This window comes from Streptomyces sp. NBC_00258, from assembly GCF_036182465.1.
Lineage (GTDB): Bacteria > Actinomycetota > Actinomycetes > Streptomycetales > Streptomycetaceae > Streptomyces.
Map to the genome: position 1 here is coordinate 1,824,064 of NZ_CP108081.1, position 22,617 is coordinate 1,846,680.

Annotated in this window: 19 protein-coding genes; 11 read left to right on the top strand and 8 right to left on the bottom strand. The window is 71.1% G+C overall.

Annotated elements, in window-relative coordinates:
- Window positions 1-2 precede the first annotated feature (2 nt).
- The 3 genes from OG718_RS08515 to OG718_RS08525 are packed head-to-tail and all read left to right on the top strand — an operon-like array spanning window position 3 to window position 6,792.
- Window positions 3-1,172, top strand: coding sequence for an ATP-binding protein (locus tag OG718_RS08515; RefSeq protein WP_143641632.1), 1,170 nt, complete (start codon window positions 3-5; stop codon window positions 1,170-1,172).
- Window positions 1,173-1,177: 5 nt separating this feature from the next.
- Window positions 1,178-4,942: a vWA domain-containing protein gene (locus tag OG718_RS08520; RefSeq protein WP_328843792.1), complete on the top strand. Its 3,765-nt coding sequence runs from the start codon at window positions 1,178-1,180 to the stop codon at window positions 4,940-4,942.
- The gene (locus OG718_RS08525) at window positions 4,939-6,792 is read left to right on the top strand and encodes a hypothetical protein (RefSeq protein WP_328843793.1); all 1,854 of its coding nucleotides are present in this window, start codon (window positions 4,939-4,941) and stop codon (window positions 6,790-6,792) included. The genes OG718_RS08520 and OG718_RS08525 overlap by 4 nt, the downstream gene beginning before the upstream one ends.
- 19 nt (window positions 6,793-6,811) lie before the next feature.
- Here OG718_RS08525 and OG718_RS08530 read toward each other — a convergent pair whose 3' ends face one another.
- From OG718_RS08530 to OG718_RS08540, 3 genes are all read right to left on the bottom strand, one after another.
- Window positions 6,812-8,017 (bottom strand): cysteine desulfurase-like protein, encoded by a 1,206-nt coding sequence (locus OG718_RS08530; RefSeq protein WP_328843794.1) that lies wholly within the window; start codon window positions 8,015-8,017, stop codon window positions 6,812-6,814.
- Window positions 8,018-8,131: 114 nt separating this feature from the next.
- The gene (locus tag OG718_RS08535; RefSeq protein ID WP_328843795.1) at window positions 8,132-9,592 is read right to left on the bottom strand and encodes an alpha/beta hydrolase family protein; all 1,461 of its coding nucleotides are present in this window, start codon (window positions 9,590-9,592) and stop codon (window positions 8,132-8,134) included.
- 149 nt (window positions 9,593-9,741) lie between these two features.
- Window positions 9,742-10,716 carry a hypothetical protein gene (locus OG718_RS08540; RefSeq protein ID WP_143641627.1) on the bottom strand — a complete coding sequence of 325 codons (975 nt, stop codon included), beginning with the start codon at window positions 10,714-10,716 and terminating at the stop codon, window positions 9,742-9,744.
- Window positions 10,717-10,838: 122 nt separating this feature from the next.
- Between OG718_RS08540 and OG718_RS08545 the strand changes: the two genes are divergently transcribed.
- From OG718_RS08545 to OG718_RS08575, 7 genes are all read left to right on the top strand, one after another.
- Window positions 10,839-11,336, top strand: a complete 498-nt coding sequence (locus OG718_RS08545) for a DUF2975 domain-containing protein (RefSeq protein WP_328843796.1) — start codon at window positions 10,839-10,841, stop codon at window positions 11,334-11,336.
- On the top strand, window positions 11,336-11,560 hold the full coding sequence (locus OG718_RS08550; RefSeq protein ID WP_143641626.1) for a helix-turn-helix domain-containing protein: 225 nt from the start codon (window positions 11,336-11,338) through the stop codon (window positions 11,558-11,560). The genes OG718_RS08545 and OG718_RS08550 overlap by 1 nt, the downstream gene beginning before the upstream one ends.
- A 151-nt stretch (window positions 11,561-11,711) precedes the next feature.
- Complete coding sequence (locus tag OG718_RS08555) at window positions 11,712-12,179, top strand: hypothetical protein (protein ID WP_143641625.1); 468 nt, start codon at window positions 11,712-11,714, stop codon at window positions 12,177-12,179.
- Window positions 12,180-12,242: 63 nt separating this feature from the next.
- Window positions 12,243-14,525, top strand: a complete 2,283-nt coding sequence (gene secD / locus OG718_RS08560; protein ID WP_328843797.1) for a protein translocase subunit SecD — start codon at window positions 12,243-12,245, stop codon at window positions 14,523-14,525.
- Window positions 14,526-14,698: 173 nt separating this feature from the next.
- Entirely contained in the window at window positions 14,699-15,970 is a 1,272-nt protein-coding gene (locus OG718_RS08565) for a saccharopine dehydrogenase family protein (RefSeq protein ID WP_143641623.1), read from the top strand.
- Between the two features lie 146 nt (window positions 15,971-16,116).
- Window positions 16,117-17,610, top strand: coding sequence for an APC family permease (locus OG718_RS08570; RefSeq protein WP_328843798.1), 1,494 nt, complete (start codon window positions 16,117-16,119; stop codon window positions 17,608-17,610).
- Between the two features lies 1 nt (window position 17,611).
- Window positions 17,612-18,028 (top strand): universal stress protein, encoded by a 417-nt coding sequence (locus tag OG718_RS08575; protein ID WP_143641621.1) that lies wholly within the window; start codon window positions 17,612-17,614, stop codon window positions 18,026-18,028.
- A 12-nt stretch (window positions 18,029-18,040) separates the two neighbouring features.
- Here the strand turns inward: OG718_RS08575 and OG718_RS08580 are convergent, their stop codons facing one another.
- The 3 genes from OG718_RS08580 to OG718_RS08590 all read right to left on the bottom strand — a co-directional run bounded on the left by OG718_RS08580 (window position 18,041) and on the right by OG718_RS08590 (window position 20,261).
- Window positions 18,041-18,538: an SRPBCC family protein gene (locus OG718_RS08580; RefSeq protein WP_143641620.1), complete on the bottom strand. Its 498-nt coding sequence runs from the start codon at window positions 18,536-18,538 to the stop codon at window positions 18,041-18,043.
- Window positions 18,507-18,920, bottom strand: coding sequence for an ArsR/SmtB family transcription factor (locus tag OG718_RS08585; protein WP_328843799.1), 414 nt, complete (start codon window positions 18,918-18,920; stop codon window positions 18,507-18,509). Before OG718_RS08585 ends, OG718_RS08580 begins: the two co-directional genes overlap by 32 nt.
- A 156-nt stretch (window positions 18,921-19,076) precedes the next feature.
- Complete coding sequence (locus tag OG718_RS08590; RefSeq protein WP_328843800.1) at window positions 19,077-20,261, bottom strand: HEAT repeat domain-containing protein; 1,185 nt, start codon at window positions 20,259-20,261, stop codon at window positions 19,077-19,079.
- A 111-nt stretch (window positions 20,262-20,372) separates the two neighbouring features.
- Between OG718_RS08590 and OG718_RS08595 the strand changes: the two genes are divergently transcribed.
- The gene (locus OG718_RS08595) at window positions 20,373-21,002 is read left to right on the top strand and encodes a hypothetical protein (RefSeq protein WP_143641617.1); all 630 of its coding nucleotides are present in this window, start codon (window positions 20,373-20,375) and stop codon (window positions 21,000-21,002) included.
- Window positions 21,003-21,028: 26 nt separating this feature from the next.
- Here OG718_RS08595 and OG718_RS08600 read toward each other — a convergent pair whose 3' ends face one another.
- Window positions 21,029-21,529 (bottom strand): cysteine dioxygenase, encoded by a 501-nt coding sequence (locus OG718_RS08600; RefSeq protein ID WP_328843801.1) that lies wholly within the window; start codon window positions 21,527-21,529, stop codon window positions 21,029-21,031.
- A 41-nt stretch (window positions 21,530-21,570) separates the two neighbouring features.
- Window positions 21,571-22,461: an amidohydrolase gene (locus OG718_RS08605; RefSeq protein ID WP_143641615.1), complete on the bottom strand. Its 891-nt coding sequence runs from the start codon at window positions 22,459-22,461 to the stop codon at window positions 21,571-21,573.
- Window positions 22,462-22,617: the final 156 nt, after the last annotated feature.

Sequence of the window (22,617 nt, forward strand, 5' to 3'; positions counted from 1 at the left end):
CGATGACCGCCACCCTGGCCCCCGACACGGCCCGCCAGATCACCCCGCCCGAGGACCGGCACGCCACCGAACTGGCCTTCCTCGCCGCCTATGACGACGGGCCGCGCCCACCTGCGTGGCGGCTCACGCCCCGTGCCGTCGTCACGTTCGTCATGGGCAGCGACGGCCGGGCCCTGCGGCTGCCCGACGACGCCCCGACGCCCGAGGGTGTGCCGCGGCGCCTCGTCGTAGAAGGCAAGTTCGTCGGCGACCGGGCCCTGGTCGAGCGGTGCGTCGTCACCCTCGCCGGCGAGCGCGGGCTGCTCCTCGTCGGCGAGCCCGGCACCGCCAAGTCCATGCTCTCCGAGCTGCTGTCCGCCGCCGTCTGCGGCACCAGCGGCCTGGTCGTCCAGGGCACCGCGGGCACGACGGAGGACCAGCTGAAGTACGGCTGGAACTACGCCCTGTTGCTGGCCCAGGGGCCCAGCCGGCAGGCCCTCGTGCCCTCGCCCGTCCTGACCGCCATGACCCGGGGAGCCGTCGCCCGGGTGGAGGAGGTCACCCGCTGCCTGCCCGAAGTGCAGGACGCACTCGTGTCGTTGCTCTCCGAGCGGCGCATCGCCGTACCCGAACTGGCGGGCACCGAGGACTCCCTGGCCCACGCGGCACCCGGCTTCAGCCTCATCGCGACCGCCAACCTGCGCGACAAGGGGGTCTCCGAGATGTCGGCCGCGCTCAAGCGCCGCTTCAACTTCGAGACCGTCGGCCCCATCACGGACCTCGACGCCGAGACCGCGCTCGTACGCAGTCAGGCACGTGCCTCGGTCGAGCGGGCCGGAGCACCCTTCCGGGTCGACGACGCCGTACTGGAAGCCCTCATCACGGCCTTCCGGGACCTGCGGGAGGGCCGGTCCGCGGAAGGCTGGGAGGTCGAGCGGCCCTCCACGGTGATGAGCACCGCGGAAGCCGTGTCCGTGGCGGGCGCGCTGGGGCTCGCCGCCGCCTACTTCCCTGGCGACCGTGACGTCCTCGGCCTGCTGCCCGGTCATCTCCTCGGCGTGGTCCGCAAGGACGACCCCGCCGACGCGGCCAGGCTCCGCGGCTACTGGGACGGCCCCGTCAGGCGCCGCGCCGAACAGGGCTCCGCCACCTGGCGCACCCTGTGGGACCTGCGCACCGTCCTGGAGGACTGACCACCGTGTCCCTCTCCCCCGACGAAGCCGTCGCGGCCCTCACCGACCCGGCGGCGCCCTACCTCATCGGCGTACGGCACCACGCGCCCTCCCTGGCCGCGGCCGTGCCCGCGCTGCTGGACGAGGCAAAGCCGGACGTGCTGCTCGTCGAACTCCCCGGCGAGATGCAGGAATGGCTGCCCTGGCTCGGTCATGAGGAGACGCGGGCCCCGGTCGCCCTCGCCGCCGCTCCCCGCGACGGGGGCGGCGGCCAGGGCCCGGCCTTCTATCCGTTCGCCGACTTCTCCCCCGAACTCGCCGCCGTGCGCTGGGCCGCGCGGCACGACGTGCCGGTCGTCGCATGCGATCTCCCGCTCGCCGACCGGGCGTGGAGTGCCGAACGGCACGCTCCCGCATGCCCGGACGACGGTACGGACCTGACCTCGGCCCCGGAGCCGCCCGACCCTCACGGCGCCCCGGCGTCCGCACAGCCGTCCGGCAGCCCTGCCCCTCCACCAGCGCAGACCCCCGGCGCCGACCGGGTCGCAACCGGCGAGACACCGGGCGCTCCCGCTCCCGTCGGCGTCCACGAGACGTCCGGCCGAGCCGGCCTCGCCACCGCGCTACGAGCCCGGCTCACGGGCCGTACCGGTGACGACCTGTGGGACCGTCTCGTCGAGGCGGCCGCCCCGGGCTCGCCTCCCGAAGCACTGCGGCGCGCCGCCCTTCTGACGGGCTGGGCGCTGCGCGAGGACGCGGCCGCCTCGGGAGGTGTGCCCGAGCTGGACCTGCGGCGCGAGGAGTGGATGCGCGCCCGGCTGGCCGCCGCCACCGCGAACGGCGAACGCGCCGCCGTGGTCGTCGGCGCCTTCCACGCCCCGGCGTTGACGTCACCGGGCACACCGGCGGACCCTCGATCGCCCGTTCCCGGCGGCCCGGGCGCCGAGGCCTCGGCATGGACGACGTCGTTCATCCCCTACACCTACGCGCTTCTCGACGAGCGGTCCGGCTACCCGGCGGGCATCCGGGACCCGGAATGGCAGCACCTGGTCCTGGGCGCGGCAGGCGACCCGGCCGCGCTGGAAGACGCCCTGACACGCGCCGCCGTACGGATCTGTGCCCAACTACGCGCCCTCGGCCACCCGTCCGGACCCCCCGACGCCCGGGAGATCTGCCGCCTCGCGGGAGACCTCGCCCGGCTGCGCGGACTCCCCGCGGCCGGCCGGGGCGAGCTGGTCGAAGCGGTGCAGACCGTACTCACACAGGGTGAGCCGTACGGGCGTGGCCGCGCCGTCGCGCAGGCGATGGAACGGGTGCTGGTAGGAACGCGCGGCGGCCGCCCGGCACCCGGCGCGCCCCGCAGTGGACTCGCTCCGGCGGTGGAGACGGAGTTGACGGCGTTGGGGCTGCCCGGGCCCGACAGCCGGGGCACCGAAGCCAAGCGGGATCTGCGCCTGGACCCGCTGCGTTCCGACCTGGACCGCCGCCGTGAACTCCTGCTGCAGCGCCTGACCGTGTGCGGCGTGCCGTACGGAGACCACAAGGAGGTCGTCGGCGCAGGCGGGTCCGAGGCCCTGACCTCTCGCTGGGAGGTGCGCTGGACACCCGCCACCGCGGCCATGCTGACCGCCGCCGGTGTCCGAGGAGTCACCGCCGCGCAGGCTGCCGAAGGGTTGTTGCGCGAACGCCGGCGCGCGGAGCGCGACGAGGGCGGGCCCACGGCCGCGCAGACCCTGCACGGTCTTCGGCAGGCGGCGGAGTGCGGCCTGCCCGCCCTCACCGAGGAACGCCTCTCCGACGTCCGCGACGTGCTGCCGCAGTCCGCCGCACTGCCGGAACTCCTCGCCGGTCTGGCCCTGTTGGACCGACTGCGGGCGGGTCACGTCGCGGGCCTCGGTACCGACGAGGAACGCACCGAAACGGTGGCCACCGTGGCCGAGTTGCTGACCGCCGCGGCGGTGCGCCAGGTGGACGGTCTCACGGGTTCCGAGGACCGGAACGACGCGCACGCGCTGCTCGAACTCGCCCATCGCGCGGACCTCTTGGGCGGCATACGGCTCGCCGACGCGCTCGCCCGGCTGGCCGCCGACGGCTCCCCGCTGATGCGCGGCGCCGCCGGAGCCGTACGCGTACTCCTCGGTCACGAGGACCCGCGTGTTCTGGGCGATCGCATCGCCTCATGGGTCGACTCGGCCAACACTCCCGAGGCCCGGACCGCCCTCACCGACCGGCTCGTCGGGGTGCTGACCGCCGCGGGCCCGCTCCTGGAGGCGGCGGCTCCCGCCCTGGAGCCGCTGCTCAACCGCATCGTCGACATGCCCGACCGGCAGTTCCTCGATCGGCTCCCCGCGCTCCGGGGAGGCTTCGACACCCTCAGCCCGGCGGCACGCGACCGGCTTCTCGACACCGTCGAAGAGCGCCTCGCCACCACGCATCTGACCGACACCGGCGGCGTCGACCCCGCCGCACTCGCCACCTGGACCCGCGCGGACCTCGCGGCCCGCGCCGCCCTGCGCACACTCGGGCTGCTGCCTCCGCCCAAGGGGGACGACCTCGTTCCGACGGCCGAGAACCCCGAAGCGGGCGAAGCAGCCAAAGCCCTCGAGGTCCTCTCGGGCCCCGGAGCCGAAGCAACCGAAGCAACCGAGCGAGTTGCTGACCACTCCCCCGAGGATCACGTCCTCGCGTCCGCCGACCGCTGGCGGCTCGTACTCGGCCGTCGTACGGATCAACTGCCGCGCTCGGCCTCGGCGTTCGCGACGGCGCTGGACGAGTTGTACGGCAGCGGACGCGGCGAGGGCAGCAGGGGCGACCTGACCGGACCTCGCCGACGTGGCGGGGGCGGCAGGGAGGCTTCGTACCCGGGAGTGCGTGAGTGGTCCGAGGAACTGGCCGCCCTGTTCGGACCGGGCATCCGGGAAGAGGTGCTGGCGGCGGCCGCGGCGTCGGGCCGCAAGGACGTGATAGCCGAGCTCAACCCGGACGTCGTGCGGCCCTCCGTCGACCTGCTGCGCACCGTGCTCCAGCACGCGGGAGGACTGCCCGAGGCACAACTGGCCGCCCTGCGCCCGCTGGTCCGCCGCCTGGTCGAGGCGCTGACCCGGGAACTGGCCACACGCCTGCGCCCCGCTCTGCACGGCACGGTCCTGCCGCGCCCCAGCCGACGGCCGGGCGGTGGCCTCGATCTGCCCCGCACCCTGCGCGCCAACCTCGCGACCGCGCGCCGCGGCCCGGACGGCACCGTCCAGGTCATTCCGGAGCACCCCGTCTTCCGTTCGCGCGCCAAACGCGCCGCGGACTGGCGGCTCATCCTGGTCACCGACGTGTCGGGGTCCATGGAGGCCTCGACGGTCTGGGCCGCTCTCACGGCCTCCGTCCTGGCCGGAGTGCCGACCCTGTCCACCCATTTCCTGGCCTTCTCCACGGAGGTCATCGACCTCACCGGCCATGTCGACGACCCGTTGTCGCTGTTGCTCGAGGTCAGCGTGGGCGGCGGCACCCACATCGCCGCCGGGCTGCGCCACGCCCGCGAGCTCGTCACCGTGCCGTCGCGCACCCTCGTCGTGGTCATCAGCGACTTCGAGGAGGGCTACCCCCTCGGTGGTCTGCTCGCCGAAGTCCGCAGTCTCGTCGGGGCCGGCTGCCACGTACTCGGCTGCGCGAGCCTGGACGACGCCGGTCGCCCCCGCTACTCGACCGGCGTCGCGGGCCAGCTCGTCGCCGCGGGCATGCCCGTCGCCGCCCTCAGCCCACTCGAACTCGCCCGCTGGGTAGGGGAGAAAGTCTCTTGAGCCTCGACCTGCCTCCAGTCTCACCGGCCGTGACCGCCGAACTCGTCCAAGGGCTCACGCCCCGGCTCCGCAAGCGGCTGGACGCCGGAGTCACCAAGCTGGCGGGGCGGCCGGCCGTCCGCGACGGCGACACCGTACGCATCGCCGTCGACGACGACACCCACCTCGAACTGCACGCCCCCGGTGGCACCGTGACCAGCACGGACGCGATCCGCTGCGGCTGTCTGCTCGCACCGGACTGCCTGCACCGCGCGGCCGCGGCCTCGGCGGCACCGATCGCCGACTCCGACTCCGACACCGAGTCGCGGACGGTACCGGAAGCCCTGTCCGCATCGGTCGGCGAGGACGTGCCCGTCTCCCCGGACGGCCCGGCCTCCGTGAATACGCCAACCGCGGCGGACACACCAGGCACACCAGGCACACCGAACACTCCGGCCTCCACCCAGTCCGCGTCACCCACGGAGCCCGAGTCCCCCACCCCCGACCAGTGCGCCGCCGCGCAAGCCATGTACGACGCCGCGGCCGCCGTACTCGAAGCCGGTACGGACGGGGCGGGAGCCGTGCTGCAGGCGGAGTTGCTGCGCGCCGCTCACACCGCGCGGATCAGCGGTCTGCCCAGGATCGCCGCCTCCGCGGTCTCCGTGGTCACCCAGCTGCGCGCCGCCCGCGGCACCGATCCGGCGTACCGCCTCACCGAGTTGACCGCCGCTCTCCGCGACGTCCTCGGGACCACCCATCGCCTTCCGGGCTCCACCGGTCCCGAACTCGCCACCCTGCGCGGCACCGCACGGCAGCCGTACACCCCGGACGGATCCCTGCGGCTGTACGGGCTCTTCTCCGAACCCGTCCTCACCGCGACCGGATACGCGGGTGCGGTCACCTGGACGGCCGATGCCGAGGGCCGTCTCTGTACGGTCTCGGATGTCGTCCCGGGAGGGCCCGGCCGGGCGGTGGGTGCGGCCGACCGGGCCGTACGCATCGGGGACACCGCTCTCACCCACCGTGAACTGTCGGGGGCCGGGCTCGCCGTGTCCGGCGCGACCGTCTCCCCGACGGGCCGACTGGGTGCGGGCGCGGGTGTACGGGCCGTGCGCGCGTCCGGCGCCGCCTGGCGCGAGGCCCCCCTCGACCGCCTGTGGGCCCTGCCCGTCGCCGACCAGGTGTCACGTGCCCTGACCGGCGGGGACGGCCTGCTGTTCCTCGACGTGACCCTGACCGGTACGGTCCGCGAGGCAGCGGGCGACTGCCTGCTCGCCGACTGCGACGGACTGACGCTCCGCCTCGCCGCCGCCCATGACCACCCCGCACTGCCCTACCGCGACAACCTCCGTCTCCTCGCGGCCTCCCCGGGCACCCGACTGCGTGTCGTCGCCCGCCTCGACCCGTCTCCCGTGCCCCGTGCGCTGCTCCTCGCCTCGGACCACCCCCGAGATCCCGGGGTCCATCTCGACCTGGGTCTCGACCGCCTCCAGCACGCGGACCTGCCCGCCCCGGCGATGCCGCCCGCCGGATCTCCACCCGCCTCGGACGAGGCCCCGCTGCATCTCCTGCGCCGCCGTGTCCACCAGGCGGCCTCGGCGGGCCGTCGCGTGCTCGCCTTCCCCGGGGACAGCGCCACCGACAGCCGACGCCTGGGCCGCTACGGTTTCGCCTGCGCCGGAGACCTCCTAGACGAACTCCATTCGGCCGCAGCGGACCGGTCCCGCGACGTCTTCGGCCGTCTCGTCCCCGCCGACGTCAACCGGTTCACCCACGCCTGGCTCGCGGCTGCCCACTACACCGAGGAGGTCGACCGGTCACTGTGCGCTGCCGCGTGGGGAGCGGATCCGGCGCCGGCGCCTGTCCCCTGAACGAGGCCAATGGTTCCCCTCAGTGCGCCAGGAACTCGGACAGGCCTTCCAGGACCCGTTCGACGTCCTCCGTGTTGTTGTAGGGGGCCAGGCCGATCCGGAGCCCACCGGTGTCGCCCAGGCCGAGCCGACGGGAGGCCTCGATCGCGTAGAAGGACCCGGACGGCGCGTGGACGCCACGCTCCGCGAGGAATTGGTAGGCCTCCACCGACGAGCGTCCCTCGAACGTGAGCAACAGGGTGGGAGTGCGGTCGACCGCCCTGGAGTGGACCTGGACTCCTCGGAGTGAGGACAGTCCCTTGTCGAGCCGTGTGCGCAGGGCCTGTTCGTGTGCTTCGAGTGCCGTGAACGCCGCGGCGAGGCGCTGTCGTCGCGTTCCTGTGGCATCCGCGTCGAGTCCGGCGAGGAAATCGACCGCCTCTGCCGTGCCCGCGAGGAACTCGTAGGGCAGTGTGCCCAGTTCGAAGCGTTCCGGGACCGCGTCGGTGGAGGGCAGGAGCTTGTCCGGCTGCAACGTTTCCAGCAACTCCGGCCGGGCGGCGAGGACTCCGTGATGGGGGCCGAGGAACTTGTACGGGGAACAGACGAAGAAGTCCGCGCCGAGCCGCTCCAGGTCGACCAGCGTGTGGGCGGTGTGGTGGACGCCGTCGACGTGGGTGAGCGCTCCGGCATCACGCGCCAGGCCCGAGATCTCGGTGATCGGGGGACGTGTGCCGATCAGGTTGGAGGCGGCGGTCACGGCGACCAGCCGGGTGCGCGGGGACAGAACGGCACGGACGTCGGCGGCGGTCAGTTCTCCGGTGGCGGGATCGAAGTCGGCCCATCGCACGGTGGCACCGGCCTGGGCGGCGGCTTGAACCCATGGGCGGATGTTGGCGTCATGGTCGAGACGGGTGACGACCACCTCGTCCCCCGGCGACCACGTCTTGGCGAGGGCGCGGGAGAAGTCGTAGGTGAGCTGGGTGGCGCTACGGCCGAACACGATCCCTGTCGGTTGCGCTCCCAAAAGGTCGGCCAGTGCCTGACGGGCTTTGGTGACGATGCTCTCGGCGTTCCGCTCCCCCGGCGTTCCCTGCCCCCGGTTCGACAAGGGCTGTGCCAACGCGTCGGCGATGGCCCGGATGACGGGCTGTGGGGTCTGGGTGCCACCGGGGCCGTCGAAGTGCGCGGTTCCGGCGCTCAGCGCCGGGAACTGGGAGCGGAGGGCGGCGATGTCGTACGTCACGAGAGCTCCTGTGGGTGCCGTGCCGGGGCAGTTCCTGGACGAGAGTACGCACTTCGTCCAGGGCTGCCCCGCAGGGATGAGGTCCTCCTGAGCTGTACAGCCGTTCTTCCGAGGTCACCGCGACGGGCGGAGCATCCTCGGCGGTGTGAACCTGGTGTACGCGGGATCCAACGGCAGGTCCGCGCCGGTGCCGAGGTCCAGCACCTTCTGGTACGCCGGACCCATCGCGCTCACCGAGGCGTTGAGCCGTGTCGGTGTGGTGCTCGGCCACTGCCCGTCGTCGATCCGGTCGAGCAACGTCCGCAGCATGACCAGCTCGTCGGCGGAGCTGAACGAGCAGTGCCCACCGCGGTCGACCCACAGCTGTCGCAGCGAGGCGGAGCTGCCGTGGCGTCGGATCCGGTCGGCGTACCACCGCTCCTGGTCGGTCACCGCGCCGCCGTCTCCGGTCGAATGCAGGGTGACGACGGGAGCCGGCGTCGTACCGCGGACGATGCCGTGGCGGTACTGGTAGGCCACCGCCTTCGCGTCGGGCCGGATCCTCGGCGCCTTCGCCAGGCGCTTCAGGTCGGCGTCCAGGTCGCCTCCGGGTGCGGCGGCGTACGCGTCGCGGACCAGGTCCCGCCGGCTCGACCGGGCGAGCAGCCGAGCGTAGTCGATGCCGGTGTTCCAGGACGGGTTGCCGCCCGCGCGGGCCTCCAACTCGGTCCGGCCGACTGGGCCGATGCCATAGCTGTACGCCCATTTCGTCCACAGCGACTGGGCGGCGACCAGTTCGTCGGCCGTCTTCGGCTTCGGCTCGTGCGCCGCGTACCACCCCGGGATGTTCGCCACGGCTCCGGCGAGGGCCAACCGGGCCCGCCCCTCCGGTGTTTCGAGGGCACGATCGATCGCGGCGGCCAACGCGTCCCGGCTGGCCGCGGCGTCCTCGCCGGCCCGGACCAACTCGATGTCCTCGCCGGGCGCGAGGAGGGTCTTCACCACGAACGTGATGTCGAGACCGGAGTTCCACGTCGCGTGCGTGTCGTACTCCGCACACATCGCGGCCACCCCGTCGAAGCGCTTCGGGTTCCGCTCGGCGAGCAGCGCCGCGATCAGACCGCCCTGCGACATGCCGCTGGACACGGTCCGCCACGGCTCGCCCACGTGCTCCTCGAACCAGTCGAGCAGGGCGACCTGGTCGGTCACCCCGTCCTGGACGCCGTAGCCGACGCCGTCGTTCTTGAACTTCGACGCCGCCACCGCGTAGCCGTGCTCGATCAGCCACTGTTCGGTCTCGACCCGGTTCGCCACCTGGACGCCCTCCGGCACCCACTCGGCCAGGAAGTACCCGTGGCTGTAGAGCACCAGCGTCCCGTTCCAGCGGGCGGGCAACTCGACGCGGTACTCCGCCCCGTCGATCTCACCGGTGTACGTCTTCCGTCCTCCGGCAGCGGCCGACGCCTCCGCCGACGCTCCGGCGGGCGGCCCTCCGACGACCAGCCCGGCCACCAACCCTGCCAGAGCCGCACCCACCAGCCCCACCCGGGCCGTCCGCCGACGCCACCGGCCCGCCCCGCTCGTCCATCTGCTCACTCTCGTCTCCCGTCGTCGTCCACAGGCGTACTCAAGTGCAGACTGGGCGCCGGGCGCGTTCTCATCGGTAGCGACGACATGCCTTGGACACCAGCAGCCGTACGCTCGCCCATTCGCCCGCCCCGAGACATGCCCGCCTCGGCCGAGAGTCACTGAACGGTGGGCAGATGCCGAGCGAAGGCCCGGACGACCCGGGCGGACAGCTCCCCGCCCAACGGCAGTTGGAGATCGGCTCCGCAAACCCGGACTCGCAGGAGCGGGCCATCCGCGCGTACCTGCTCGATCCTCGCGCGGGGAATGCAGTGGATGTCCACGCCGTGGCGGCCACCGGCCCCCTCGGCGTGTACGGGGTCCGCGAGGACGACGAGCTCGCGGGACGTGAGCACAACAGCTGCGTACGCGGCTTCGCCCCACCGAGGCACGGGCAGGGCCCCGGCGACCGCGGCGACCGTATCGTCGTCGTCCAGGCACGCCGCACCCGAGGTGAGCAGCCGTCGCCATTTGTACGGAAGCCCGGCGTTCGGCACAGGAGCGGGCAGGTCCAGCGCGGTGCCGGCGACACAGCGCCGCAAGGACAGCAGCAGAGGCCGCAGTTCGCGATCGGCGACGGCGTTGTAATGGATGTTCAGCCGCGCGTCGGTGGCGAGGATCGTCAGGCGGGCGTACAGCAGGATGTGCTCGGTCTCGATCGCGGCCACCTGCTCCGGGCGGAGAACCACTCGCACTCCGGGGAGGGCGGGAGCACCGACCCACATCGCCACGCCGCCGGGTCCGAACCCGAGCACACTGGCAGGCGTCAGAATCTGCCGACGGCCGCCTCCGAGACGGCCGGGCCTGGCCTGGGCCGGAACAACGAACAGGTCCTCGACCCCCCTGGCCCCAACGGCCTGGCGAAGTGCCGCGAGCGCGTCGCCGGGCACGTCCTCGGCTCGGCGCGGCCGGTACGGGAACCCGCGAATCCCGGTGAGTACCTGGACGCGCGCGGCCTGCTCGTCGACCTCCTCCTCCCACGGCTCGAGCAGATCGAGCGTCGGACGTGCGGCAGGACGCCGTCGCCGGAAGGAGCGCCGTGTCACGGCGAGCCCGGCCAGGCCCGACATCCGCCACCCAGGTCCCCTCAACACGGCGCACCTCCCGGGTGAGTTCCCGTCAGAATCCGACGCGCGAGATCGACTTCCACCCGCAACGTCTCCAGATCCGGACAGAATCGATTGCTTTTCGATCGATACCAATCGATAATCGATGCATGCATCGTCTCTTCATAGCCGCGCTCCGCGCCGGCATCGCCGCAGCGATCCTGTTCGGTCTCTTCGGCCAGATCGTAGTCATTCCGACGACCGCGGCGGACGAGGTCGACCGTTTCCCTCCCTACGCACCGTTCGCCACGCCGTATGTGATGGTGGCGATCGTCGGCGTCGTCTGTGTCCAGGTCGCCCTCGTCGCGGTGTGGATGCTGCTCGCCATGGTCCGACGCGGCGCGATCTTCTCGCCGCTGGCCTTCCGGTGGGTCGACATCGTCATCGGATCCTCCGTCGTGGCGACGCTGCTGGCGATCGGGGTCGCCGGGCATCTCTTCGTGGCCGACATCCCGTCTCCCGACGACGGTATGGAGGAACTCAGCGCTCTGGGCGCCGCGATCATCAGCGTCGGCGTGGGAGCGGCGTTCGCGATGCTCACCGTCATCATGCGAAGCCTCTTGCGCAAGGCGACGGATCTGCAGACCGAGATCGCCGCGGTCGTCTGATGGCGATCATCGTCGACCTCGACGTCCAGCTCGCCAGACACAACCTGTCGGTCGGCGAGTTCGCCGCCGCCGTCGGCATCACGCCCGCCAACATCGCCGTACTGAAGAACGGCCGCGCGAAGGCGGTGCGGTTCACGACCCTCGACGCGATCTGCCGCACGCTCGACTGCCAGCCCGGCGACGTACTTCGCTGGGTTCCCGACGACGACACGAACGACGGCTGAAGAAGTCCCGGACCGGATTCGCCCTCCGTACCGGTCCCGGCGAACCTTATGCGTTCCTCATCCGTTGTCCTCAAGGGCCGCCACGGGTGGCGGTCCTGCCCGTGGCCGGGCCCGGGGGTTCCACCAGAAGCAGTGGAGGAGGAGGCATCGCATGGCACAGCAAACACGTGCGTCCGCCACCTCCACCAGCCGGAACCTCACGCCCATCACCGGCGCGCTCCTGTCGGCGCTGTTCGCACTCCTCGGCGTACTCGGTCTCCAGGGCATCCCCGCCGCGGCCTCCCCCGCCGCACCGACGCCGGTCGCAGCCGCCGCACACCAGAGCCCGGCACCGGCCGCAGCGATCCCCCCGGCCACGAGTGTTGCCACCCAGGCCGACACTCGTAGCAACGCGGACGACAAGTGCACCACCGCCTGCGGTCAGCAGCCCCGCGTAGGCAGGGCCACGCCGGGCGAGTGGCACACCCTGTCTCCGGGCGGGGTGTCCGTCCCGACCAGCCTGGTGCTCCCTCTGCCGGAGCCCGGGCAGCAACTGCCGCTCTCGCAGGGCACCTTCACGCCTCCACAGCATTCCGAGCGTCACAGCGGGCGGGGCCCGCCGCCCTCCAACGGCATCTGACGTCACCCAGTCGATCCCCACCGCACCTTTCTCACGGCTGCGGTATGCCTGTTGGAGGCACCCTTGACGCGCGCCATCCGCGTGCGGGCGTTCTTCGCCCTTGCCGTTCTCGCCCTGTCGCTCTACATCACGCTGACCGTGCCGGTCCGCCTCGGACTCGATCTGCGCGGCGGCACTCAGATCGTCCTGGAAACCCGGGATTCGCCCACAGCCAAGGCCGACTCGGAGGCCACCGACCGCACTTTGGAAGTGCTGCGCCACCGCATCGACGCACTCGGCGTCGCCGAACCCACCATCGCCCGTTCCGGGGACAACCGGATCATCGTCGAACTGCCCGGCATCCAGGACCCGCGTGAGGCCGCCAACGTCCTGGGCCGTACCGCCCAACTCGCCTTCCATCCGGTCCTCGGTACCGCGGACACCGGCGAAACCTCACGTCAGCCGCTGCCCAAGAAGCCGGCGGAACTCGTCCTGCCCGACGAATCCGGCCGGCCCGTGCGCCTGGGCCCGTCGGCACTCACCGGCGCGGACGTCGACAGCGCCGAGGCGCGCATCGACCAGCAGAGCGGGGTCGGCTGGTACGTCGGCGTCGACTTCAAGGGAGCGGGCGGCGACGCCTGGGCCCGACTGACGGGCGAGGCGGCGTGCCGTCCCGCCGGCGATCCCGCCCGCCGCGTGGCCATCGTCCTGGACGACAAGGTCATCTCCTCACCCCAGGTCAACTCCTCCGTCGCCTGCCGTACGGGCATCGCCGGCGGATCCACCCAGATCACCGGCTCCTTCAGCCGGGACGAGGCACGCGAACTGGGCCTGCTCATCAACGGCGGAGCCCTGCCGGTGCCGGTCGAGACCGTCGAACAGCGCACTGTGGGCCCGACCCTGGGCGCCACCGCCATCGAGGCCAGTGCCCGGGCCGCCGTCATCGGCACCGCGCTGACCTCGCTCTTCATCATCGCCGTCTACCGGCTCCTCGGCGCCCTGGCCGCCGTGGCCCTGGCCTGCTACGGAGTCATCTCCTACTCGGCTCTCGCCGCGCTCGGCGCCACTCTCACCCTCCCGGGGCTCGCCGGGTTCGTCCTGGCCATCGGTATGGCCGTCGACGCCAATGTGCTCGTCTTCGAGCGGGCCCGCGAGGAATACGCGGCCCGCCAGAGCAAGGGCCTGCGCGCCGCCCTCACCGCCGGATTCCGCAACGCGTTCAGCGCCATCGCCGACTCGAACATCACCACGCTCATCGCCGCGGGCCTGCTCTTCTTCCTCGCCTCCGGACCCGTCCGCGGCTTCGGCGTCACCCTGGGCATCGGCGTTCTCGCCTCCATGCTCAGCGCCCTGGTCATCACCCGCGTCCTCGCCGACTACGCGGTCGCCCGGCGATCCGTACGACGCCGTCCCCGTCTCACCGGCATCGCGGACACCGGAAGGGTCCGCGACTGGCTCGTCCGCCGCAATCCCGACCTGATGGGCCGCCGACGCACCTGGCTGGCCGCGTCCGCTGCCGCGCTCGTCCTGGCCACCTCGGGCATCGCGCTCCGGGGGCTGGACTTCGGCGTCGAGTTCACCGGCGGACGGCTCATGGAGTACGCCACTTCCACCCCTGTGGACGCCGACCGCGCCCGGGACGCCCTGGCCGACGCGGGTCTGCCCCGCGCGGTCGTCCAGACCTCCGGCGACGGCGACCTCTCCGTACGCACGGATCAACTGTCCAACGCAGAGGCGGTGAAGGTGGACAGGGCGATCGGTGACCTCGCGGGCAGTGCCGAGAAGATCCGCGACGAGCTCATCGGCCCCAGCCTCGGGGACGAACTGCGCCGAGGAGCTCTCATCGCCCTCGCCTCTGCCCTGGCCGCCCAGTTGCTGTATCTCGCGGTGCGTTTCCGCTGGACCTTCGGCACATCCGCGGTCGCGGCGATGGCTCACGACGCCCTGATCCTCATCGGTGTCTTCGCCTGGCTCGGCAAACCGATCGACGGCGTCTTCCTCGCGGCGCTGCTGACCGTGATCGGATACTCCGTCAACGACTCCGTCGTCGTCTTCGACCGGATCAGGGAGCTGTCGGCCGGCGACCGGAAGACGCCTTTCTCACGCCTCGCCAACACCGCGATCCTGCAAACGCTCCCCCGCACGGTGAACACGGGCATGGGAGCCGTGTTCATCCTCTCCGCCCTCACCCTGCTGGGCGGAGACTCCCTGACCGACTTCGCCCTCGCGCTGCTCATCGGCATCGTCGTGGGCACGTACTCGTCGATGTTCACCGCCGCACCCCTGGCCATCGAACTCCACGCCCACAGCGCGCCGCCGCCCAGCGTCACACCCCGATCAACCCCGCGCGGCGCGGCAGCGATCTAGCGACACAGCACAGTAGAACTCCGCTTCTGACCTGGGCATACGAAGTCGATCGAGCATGGCGCGACATCTCCGGATCAGTCACCTCTCACCGGGCGGTCCGGCTGATATCGTCCTGGCCCACCGAACAGGCAGGGGGCTCCCCCTGCGACGGCGGGACGAAGGAGTGCTGCGCCATGCGAGTTCTCTTGGTCGGAGCGGGAGGCGTCGGGACCGCGATCACGAGGATCGCGGCCCGGCGTTCCTTCTACGAGCACATGGTCGTCGCCGACTACGACCCGGCGCGGGCGGAGTCCGCCGTCGCGGCGCTCGGGGAGGACGAGCACAGGTTCACGGCGGTGCGACTCGACGCCTCGGACACGGCCGGTGTGCTGGCCGCCCTCGTCGAGCACCGCTGTGATGTCCTGCTCAATGCCACCGACCCCCGTTTCGTACTGCCGCTGTTCGACGCCGCCCTCACTCATGGCGCCCACTACCTGGACATGGCGATGTCCCTGTCCCGGCCGCACCCGACCCACCCCTACCAGGAGTGCGGCGTCAAACTGGGAGACGAGCAGTTCGCACGGTCCGCCGAGTGGGAGGCGGCGGACCGGCTCGCGCTGGTCGGCATGGGTGTGGAGCCGGGCATGTCGGACGTCTTCGCCCGTTACGCCGCCGACGTCCTCTTCGACGAGATCGAGGAGATCGGCATCCGTGACGGCGCCAACCTGGTCGTGGACGGCTACGACTTCGCCCCGTCCTTCAGTATCTGGACGACCATCGAGGAATGCCTCAACCCACCGGTCGTCTACGAAGCGGAGCGGGGCTGGTTCACCACGCCGCCCTTCAGCGAGCCGGAGGTCTTCGACTTCCCGGAGGGCATCGGGCCGGTGGAGTGCGTCAACGTCGAGCACGAGGAAGTGCTGCTGGTCCCCCGGTGGTTGAAAGCCCGGCGGGTCACCTTCAAGTACGGTCTCGGCGACGAGTTCATCGGCGTCCTCCAGACCCTGCACAAGCTGGGCCTGGACCGCACCGACCCGGTCACCGTGAACGGCGGCACCGGCACCGGAACGGGCAAGGTCTCCGTCTCCCCGCGGGACGTGGTCGCCGCCTGCCTGCCCGACCCGGCCGGCCTCGGGGACCGCATGCACGGCAAGACGTGCGCGGGTACGTGGGTCAAGGGCACCAAGGACGGCCGCCCGCGGGAGGTCTACCTCTACCACGTCGTCGACAACCAGTGGTCGATGCGGGAGTACGGCTCCCAGGCCGTGGTCTGGCAGACCGCGATCAACCCCGTGGCCGCTCTCGAACTCATCGCGTCGGGAGCCTGGCACGGCAGCGGAGTGCTCGGTCCCGAGGCACTGCCGCCCCGGCCGTTCCTCGACCTGCTGACGGAGTACGGGTCACCGTGGGGCATGCGCGAGGACACGCCCCTACACGGAGACGGGACCGACGGCCCCGCCCTCTGACTTCCACGTACCGCCTGCCGTCTGTGCCGCCCAGGAGCCCGCGGACGCCTACTCAGGTGACATGCGTATCCAAGAGGCCCTCAATGGCGTAAAAAGTTCCACAACGCCCTGTTGTATGGATTCACGCACAACCGGAGCGAGGGAACATGGCCAACGACACTGCGGACGCGCCCCCACCTGTCGGATTGAAGGCCAACGCGATCGGCTTCGTCGACGCGCTCGTCATCGGTCTCAACTCCACCTCCCCGGCGTACTCGTTGGCGGCGGTCATCGGTCCGATCGTGGCGCTGGTGGGCATCTACGCCCCGGGGGTGATGGTCGCGTCGTTCGTGCCGATGCTGTTGATCGCATCGGCGTTCTACTACCTCAACAAGGTCGACCAGGACTGTGGCACGACCTTCTCGTGGGTCACCCGGGCCATGGGGCCGTGGGCCGGCTGGCTCGGTGGATGGGCCATCGCGATGACCGGAGTTCTGGTGGTCGGGTCGCTTGCGGACGTAGCCGTCAGCTTCGCGCTGCTCGCGTTCGGCCTCGACAGCTGGGTCGACAACGACTTCGTACGCCAGTTGCTCGCGGTGCTGCTCATCCTCGTGATGACAGCCGTGTGCGTCGTAGGCACCGAGGTGTCGGCCAAGGTGCAGAACGTCCTCATCCTGGCGCAGGTCGCCTGTCTGATCGCCTTCGTCGTGGTGGCGCTCTACCGGGTCTACGCGGGCACCAGCACCTTCGACTCCATCAACCCCTCCTTCGAGTGGCTGGATCCGTTCGGGGCCGGCGGCGCGTCACTGACCGGAGCCCTGCTGCTGGGGGTGTTCATTTACTGGGGCTGGGAATCGGCGGTCAATCTCACCGAGGAGGTCGAGGACTCCGCCACCGCTCCCGGCAAGGCGGGCGTCTGGTCGACGGTCGTACTGCTGGTGACCTACCTGTCGGTCGGCTTCGCGGTCGTGGCCTACGCCGGCACGACCTTCCTCGCCGAGAACGCCGACGAGGAGGAGTTCATCTTCGCCCTGCTGGCAACCGAGGTGATGGGCGGCTGGGACTGGGTCGTGCTGCTGGCGGTGTCGACGTCCGCGCTGGCATCGACACAGACGACGATCATCCCGGCGTCGCGCACGGCGCTGTCCATGGCGCGCCGTCACGCGCTGCCCGAGCACTTCGCACACATCCACCCACGGTTCCGTACGCCCGACGTCAGTACCTGGTGGGTCGCCGGCATCGCCATCGTCTGGTACGTCGTCGTCAACCAGATCAGCACCAACGCCCTCTTCGACTCGCTCACCGCGCTGTCGTTGCTGATCGCGTTCTACTACGCGCTCACGGGTGTCGCCTGTGCGGTCTACTACCGCCGCCATCTGACCGAGAGCGTGCGCTACTTCGTACTCATCGGCCTGGGACCGCTGGTCGGTGCCGGGCTGTTGGCGTGGCTGCTGGTGGAATCGGTCTCGGACATGGCCGACCCCGAGAACTCCTACAGCGGTGTCTCGTGGTTCGGGCTCGGTCCCCCGCTCGTCATCGGCATCGGGATCGCCCTCGTGGGTCTGGTGCTCATGGTCGTACGGCGGCTGATGTCGCCGGTCTTCTGGTCGGAACGCCCTGGTGTGGCCGACGCCGATCTCGTCCACGGCAAGGAGTCCTGAGATGTCGGTTGTCCTCGGATACGACGAGTCGCCGGGCGCGGCACGCGCACTGCGCGTCGCGATCGAGGTGTCCGCCGCGTTCGACGAGCCGCTCGTGCTGGTCTACGGCGCCGCGGCTCCGGGAACCCTGGGTGAGGAGTACGGGGCTCACCGCGAGGCCGTCCGCGAGGCCGGACGCGTGGCACTCGACCACGCCGTCCGGGTGGCCGACGAGGCCGACGTACGGACGACCGTCGAAATCATCGACCAGAAGCCGGCCCAGGCGCTGATCGACGCCGCGTCACGCCACGGGGCGAGGTTCATCGTGGTGGGCAGCTGGGGAGAGAGCCCGATGCGCGGGGCGCTGCTGGGCTCGACTCCCCACAAGCTGCTTCACCTGTCGAGCGTCCCGGTGCTCTGCGTGCCGACCGAACAGTGACTCACTCCGCCATCAGGTTGTGGGATCGGCCAGCAGGACGTCGATCTGGCCCATGGCCGCGGACATGCCCTCGGCCATACCCATGGAGACGAGCTGTTCCATCGCCTCGGAAGTGGGGAACGTGCTCTCGACCGTCATCAGGGTGGCTGACTCGCCGTCCGCGGTGAGCCGCACACGGACGGTCATGGTCGGCATGTCCGGGTTGGGCCGGCCGGCGTCGTCGGCGAAGCCGTCCTCGAACTCCAGCCGGTTCGGGCTGTCGACAGTCAGGACACGCCACCATCCGTAGTGCTTGTCACCTTCCGGCCCGGTCATGAAGTACGTGACCGCGCCACCGGGGCTCAGGTCATGGTCGACAACGGTCGCGGGGTAGGTCGGCGGCCCCCACCACCGCTCCAGCTGACGAGGGTCCTGCCAGACCTGCCACACCCGCGCCGGTGACGCGTCGAACCGCGCGGTGATCGTCAGCGCCAGGGCCTCAGGGTTCTTCTGAACGTCGATCACGGTCATGAGAGTGCTCCTTGCCGTCTCGGGGGTGAGGATCGGGATCGGGATCGGGATCGGGATCGGCAAGGATCGTGCCGATCCGGTCGATCCGTCCACGCCACACATCTGCCAGCTGGTCCAGCAGCCGATGAGCCTCCCGCAGGGAGTCCGCGTTGCCGCGCACTCGCTGCTCCCGGCCCTGCCGCTCCTTGGTGACCAGCCCAGCCTGTTCCAGGACCGCCACATGCTTCTGCACGGCCGCGAAACTCATCGGGAACCGCCGGGCGAGGTCCGAGACCGAGTGCTCACCGGTCAGGGTGAGAGCCACGATCTCGCGCCGCGTCGCATCGGCCAAGGCATGAAAGATGCGATCGGCTCGATCGGTGGAATCCTGACGTACAACCATTAGGTTGTACGTTAGCCCGCGCCGCCGGACAGAGCAAGGTCGGCGCCGCCGCGGTCCCGATCACCAGGCTGCTCCCTACGAGCACAGTCGGGCACTCATCAGGGCGTCGAGCGCTTCCGGAGCCCTTGACGCCGAACGCTCTGGGCGTGGCACCGTTCAGCGGGCCCGCCCCAGCAGCACCTCGATGGCATCCCGGTCCGTGGGAAGGCCGACGTCCCGCAGCCAGGACGCGATGATGTGGGTGTATCGCCAGCACACATCCCGGTCGGCGAGCGCACCGAGATAGCGGTGCTGGGCCGGCATGAGGTCGGCATCCTGGCTGTAGCCGGTCGGGAATGCCGCGGCGAGCAGCGGGCCCCAGTCGTCGGCGACAGTGAGGTTGCTGCAGAACGGCACGGAGGCCATGGCGACCGGGAGCAGTTCGTCGAAGTCGTTGGCGCGTTCGACTGCCGCGGACAGCAGGGCGTACCGCAGGCGTCCGTCGATCTGCGGGAGTGGGTCCTCGACCCATGGGTCGGCGGTTGTGGGTTCCCGGAACCAGGCGTCGACGGCGGCGGGTTCGAGCAGGGCATGGAGGATCACCTGCGTCGCCCGGCCGTTGCCGATACAGCCGGGTGCCAGGGCCGCGCAGGCGCGGACGGCGGGGTCGGGGTCGGCGAGCCAGCCGGTGGTGTCCTCGCCCCAGGAACCGATGGTCAGCACGGTGGCGGCGCGTTCACGCCGGTCGGTGCTCTCGGTGAGCAGCCGGCGAAGGTGCCGGGCGGTTCCGGTGATGCGCCCGGCCAGCTCGGGCGCCTGGAGGAGTGCGGACGCGGCGGCGAGGGCGGCCGCTCGGACGGTGGGGTCCGGGGCCGACAAGTGTGCGGAGACGGCGGTGTGGAGCGTGCCGCGGACGGCCCGGACGGCGTCGGACACTCCCGGGGCGTTGCCGTCGTCCGCACCGGTCGTCTCACCGTAGGCGGCCGAGTCCGCGATCTGGCCCAGCCATTCCAGCAGGGCGGCCCGCAACGGCCGAGGACGGTCGTCCCAGGGAAAGTAGTTCTCGTGCTGGGCCAGGGTGCGGGGGTCGTCCAGAATCGCTGCCACGTACAGCGCGGCCGGCGGCGTCGCACTGTACAAGGACTCCTGGTGCAGGACGGACATGTCCAGCGTTCCCAACGCACCGGCCTGGACCTCCGGATCCTCGTCCAGGAGCTGACACAGGCGAAGCGGCGTGTCGTGCGCCGGCCCGTAGGCATGGTCCAGCGCGGCCCAGTCGGTGTCCTCGATCACGGAACGCGGATCAGGCAGGCCACCGTTCTCGGCCGGCCCGGCGCTCGGGTGCTCATCATGGGTCGTCACAGGGACAGCATCGCCCCTGCCACTGACATGCCCCGTGGTCGCAGCCGAGGACCAGTCGTGGACAGGAGATCCGACTGTGGTCTCCGTATCCCGACGGGGGACACTGGGGGCGTGCTCATCGTGGATGCCGTACTGGAGACATACGTGGCCGCCGACTTCGCCCTGTGGCCCGTTGCCGACTCGCCTCCGGATCGGCTCCTGGTCCTGTCCGGCGAACTGTCGTCACGCGAACTCGGCACCGCCATGGCGGTTCTGACGAGCTACAACAAGGGGCAGCGCGAACGCCGACCACGCGCGCCCAAGGACAGCCTGGAGCAGGTCGGACGTCTGGTGGCGACCGAGTGCGTCGTTGCTCCCGGCGGCCTGCGGATTCGGGACACAGTCACCGGGGTCACAGCGGTGCCCGGGTGCTGTTCCGGGCTGGAGAACTGGCGGGACTGGCTTGATCTGATGAACGGCGACGAGCCGTGGCTCGGCCACGACCCCACGCCGCGCATCGAGCATGCCGGGGCGGTCGCCCGGCTGTGGCCCGATGGGGATCGTCCGGAGGGTCTTCCCATCGAGCTTCCTCTGGCTCAACTGCCGCAAATTCTCGGCTCGGTTCAGGATCGGCTTGTCGGATTCCTCGGTGCAGTTGAGGCGTGGGCTACGAGTCAGACCCCGTCCATCGCCGCTGCCGTGGTCGCGAAGCTCGATGAGGATTTCGCCGTCAGCGCTCCTCTCGATCGAGGTCAGAGCTGAGGGACGATCGGTCGGGCCAGTCCGCCTCAGGCCGCCGGGGTGTCCAGGGGGCGCAGTTCGTCCGCGTACGAGACGGAGAGGCGGCGCATCAGGCCGTCCTCGGTGATGTCGTACTGGCCCAGGCGCCACAGCGGTGGCGAGTAGGCATGGATCGAGACCGCGTCGTCGGTGGCTCCGGTGAGCCGGTGGATGTGCTCGGGGCCGAAGCAGAAGGACTCGCCGGTGCCGACGGTGACGGACAGGTGGCTGCCGCCGATGCGTGGGTTGGACTCGTGGAGCGCGCCCTGGACGATGCCGACGGCGCCGGAGGAGATGTCGTGGTCGTGCCAGCCGGTGTCGTTCTGCCGGGTCCAGCAGAGTAGCCAGACGTCGACGTATTCGTCTCGGTACAAGGACGCGTAGTGCCGCTGTTCGTCGGAGAAGGCAACCTGTTCGCGCCAGAGGTCTGGGCGGGCGGCGAGGTCGTCGACGAGGGCTTGGAGTTCGCGCTTGTCGAGGGTGCGGTCGGGCAGGGACTCGTACGTCATGAGTGGCTCCCTTCGGGTCGGGTCCGCCACGGGGACACGGCTCAGGTGCGGCCGTGCAGGAGGCGGGCGGGGTTGGTGGTGCGCAGGGCGTGGACGGCGGCGGCCGCGCCGAGGTCGGGGATGACCGGGGGTGCGTACGGGCGGTCGCTGCCACCGACGACCACGTCGATGCCGACGGCACGAACTACCGCGTCCACGGCGCGAGTTCCGTAGGAGGAGGTCTCGTAGAACGCGTCGAAGTCGACCTGGCCCCGCCCGCCGCCGCGGATCGCGAGCCGTTCGCCGTGCAGTGGGGCCAGGCCCGCGAGCGCGGCGAAGCAGACGCGCAGGCGGGGGTGGCGGGCACGGCCGAAGGCGCGGAAGGCGAACCAGGACGCGTGCATCTGGTGCACGTACGGAACCAGGGCGGGCCACCAAGGCGGGGCGTCGGCGGTGGGCCGGACCGCGCCCGGGTGGATGAAGAGGGGTTTGCCGTGGCGGGTGAGGACGTCGAGGAAGGGGGCGCTCCTGGCCCACCCGGCCGCGTCGAGCAGGGCTGTGGCGGGCAGTTGAAGGCCCGCGCAGCCGCGCCGGAGTTCACGTTCGACGGCTTCGGGGTCCGGCGCCGACAGACAGGGAGAAGCCCAGACTCCGAAGGGGGCCGGCAGCGCGAGGGCGCCGTCGTGGAACGCCGCCAGCAGCGGGCCGGCCTCGGCGGGCGGCAGGTACTCGATGCCGAGAGGGCTGGACAGGGACACCAGGGCGAGGCCGAGACCGTCGGCGGCGGCAAGACGCGTACGGGCCGTGATGTCGTGGTCGGCCGGGTCGACCTCGTAGGGCGGTTCGCTGTCCGCGTGCAGGGTCCAGCCGTCGAGGTGCGGCGGTGTGGTGCGGGAGCGCAGCAACTCGATGAAGTCGGGTGGCCAGATGTGCTGGTGGACGTCGGTGGGCACGCGGCGGTCCTCGGGCTGGCAAGGATGAAGAGGGGCGGTCAACCTAGGTTAAGCGTTTCACTTATACGGTTAACTTAAGCGATTAACAAGCGGCTCTGTCAAGCATGCAGGCGGCTGGGACGGGGGTCGCGCTCAGGAGCGGCGCCCGAGTACGGA

What these genes read in the sequence shown, in the direction of transcription:
- OG718_RS08585 (WP_328843799.1), bottom strand. Translation starts at nt 18,920, where the DNA reads ATGGTTGTACGTCAGGATTCCACCGATCGAGCCGATCGCATCTTTCAT.
- OG718_RS08570 (WP_328843798.1), top strand. Translation starts at nt 16,117, where the DNA reads ATGGCCAACGACACTGCGGACGCGCCCCCACCTGTCGGATTGAAGGCC.
- OG718_RS08545 (WP_328843796.1), top strand. Translation starts at nt 10,839, where the DNA reads ATGCATCGTCTCTTCATAGCCGCGCTCCGCGCCGGCATCGCCGCAGCG.
- OG718_RS08580 (WP_143641620.1), bottom strand. Translation starts at nt 18,538, where the DNA reads ATGACCGTGATCGACGTTCAGAAGAACCCTGAGGCCCTGGCGCTGACG.
- OG718_RS08565 (WP_143641623.1), top strand. Translation starts at nt 14,699, where the DNA reads ATGCGAGTTCTCTTGGTCGGAGCGGGAGGCGTCGGGACCGCGATCACG.
- OG718_RS08600 (WP_328843801.1), bottom strand. Translation starts at nt 21,529, where the DNA reads ATGACGTACGAGTCCCTGCCCGACCGCACCCTCGACAAGCGCGAACTC.
- OG718_RS08550 (WP_143641626.1), top strand. Translation starts at nt 11,336, where the DNA reads ATGGCGATCATCGTCGACCTCGACGTCCAGCTCGCCAGACACAACCTG.
- OG718_RS08515 (WP_143641632.1), top strand. Translation starts at nt 3, where the DNA reads ATGACCGCCACCCTGGCCCCCGACACGGCCCGCCAGATCACCCCGCCC.
- OG718_RS08575 (WP_143641621.1), top strand. Translation starts at nt 17,612, where the DNA reads ATGTCGGTTGTCCTCGGATACGACGAGTCGCCGGGCGCGGCACGCGCA.
- OG718_RS08555 (WP_143641625.1), top strand. Translation starts at nt 11,712, where the DNA reads ATGGCACAGCAAACACGTGCGTCCGCCACCTCCACCAGCCGGAACCTC.